The following is a 1,586-nucleotide window of genomic DNA, read 5'->3' as shown; positions in this document are numbered from 1 at the left end:
CGTGTCTAAAACGTCAGCAAAACCACTGACCACCGCTTTCATGACTTGCGGCTTGACCGCCAATACCACGATGTCAGCACCGATAACCGCCGCTTTTGCATCGGCAGTCGGATCAACCGTATCCAATCCTTTAGCAGCCAATTGCTCGCGCGCGTCACTGCTTGGATCAGCAACGGTAATCAGACTCGGTTTGACGCCGCAGCTGATAAGCCCGCTAATCAAAGCCTGTGCCATATTTCCGCCACCGATAAAGCTGATTTTCTTATTATCTAATACTGACATACGTGTCTCCTATTCAAAAAATGCAAAGGCATTCAAACTAACATAATGATAGGTAAAATGACACTCAGTTTACCATACTGCTACTGGCGTCGTTTGATAAATTGAGAGGCTAAGAACAGTACTAAGTTTAATTGAGATACTAAACTAACATCGAATATCACATAGCTTAGCTGATAAATTAAAAGAAAATTTATATAAAATATTTAGAGGGGAGAATATGTTTTTCATTCGTAAAGCCCAGTCAGAAGATTTTGCAGATATTGCCAATATTCATTTTGAAAGCTGGCATGATGCCTATTTGGGTCTACTACCTGAGTTTTATATCAATAATAAAAACGACCTTAGTGAAAAAACAAAAATGTGGCAGGAATTGATTAATCATCCTGATGTCATTATTTGGATAGCCTATGATGCTAATCGTAAGAGTGTAGGATTTATTGGGTATTTTGCTAAAAATAATAGCTATGAAATCACAACTCTATATGTCTTATCAGAATATCATGGGCGAGGTATAGGCACTAAATTGATGAAAACGTCATTACAAGCCATATTGAGCTTTAATATCAATGCAAATTTTTATTTATGGGTATTAGAGGATAACTCGCCTGCCATCCATTTTTATAAAAAATTTGACTTTGTCTATAATGATGAAAAAAGTGAAGAATACTATAAAGATAACCAAATAGTAGATATAAAAATGGTAAGGAAAATTAACGACTTACCTTCTTAAATACTTTAAGTAAAATCTTAAAACGGACTATGTACGGTTAAATAGCTGCTAATAGCACCATCTATATTAGAGCCACCCAATATCCAACTTGTAAAAGGCGATATTAATAAAATAGGCAATTCTATCAGGTACTCTCTTTCTAAAAGCTCTTTTTCGCTGTTTTCTTCATTTATCAAAGTCACACTCACCACGATCAAATTCTCACGCAGCCATGATGGAATAGCCAAGGTTTGATAAAGCTTTTTACCTGATTGCGGACGCGATGCCAGTGCCGTTTGCACACGCTGATTGCGACCTAATAATGTAAAAGTAATCTCAAGCTTATATTTATCGCTTGTTACTTTATCTTTTTTGAATAGCTGAACCACTTCATTTGGCGCAATCTGAGTTTGCCAAGTAAATTGACCATCTTTGCGTAAAGTAATAGAAATAGGTTCATTGTCAGAAACAGAATGAATAACTAAAGTCCGCGTCTGTTCGCTAAGCGGCAACTCTAACCATTTGAGCCAATCACTACTTAAACGATAAAGCTGCTGGCGATAACGGCGAATAGTATAAGACGCTTTGCGACCTT

General features: G+C 36.9%; 2 protein-coding genes and 1 pseudogene. 1 reads left to right on the top strand and 2 read right to left on the bottom strand.

All coding sequences use genetic code 11. The features are described from left to right. A partial coding sequence (locus tag V7D75_RS11250) for a pyrroline-5-carboxylate reductase family protein (protein ID WP_333614628.1) occupies positions 1-282 on the bottom strand: 282 nt, incomplete at its 3' end. 217 nt (positions 283-499) lie between these two features. Between V7D75_RS11250 and V7D75_RS11245 the strand changes: the two genes are divergently transcribed. Beyond that, positions 500-1,012 (top strand): GNAT family N-acetyltransferase, encoded by a 513-nt coding sequence (locus V7D75_RS11245; RefSeq protein WP_333614627.1) that lies wholly within the window; start codon positions 500-502, stop codon positions 1,010-1,012. 17 nt (positions 1,013-1,029) lie between these two features. On the opposite strand, the pseudogene V7D75_RS11240 reads toward V7D75_RS11245, so the two are convergent. Beyond that, positions 1,030-1,586: pseudogene (locus V7D75_RS11240) on the bottom strand (tRNA lysidine(34) synthetase TilS); the annotation flags it as partial.

The organism is Psychrobacter sp., assembly GCF_036731945.1.
GTDB lineage: Bacteria > Pseudomonadota > Gammaproteobacteria > Pseudomonadales > Moraxellaceae > Psychrobacter.
The sequence above is the reverse complement of the archived record's forward strand: the minus strand, read 5'-3'. Positions and strand labels throughout refer to the sequence as shown.

Coding starts and splice junctions, on each gene's coding strand:
- V7D75_RS11245 (WP_333614627.1), top strand. CDS start 500: ATGTTTTTCATTCGTAAAGCCCAGTCAGAAGATTTTGCAGATATTGCC.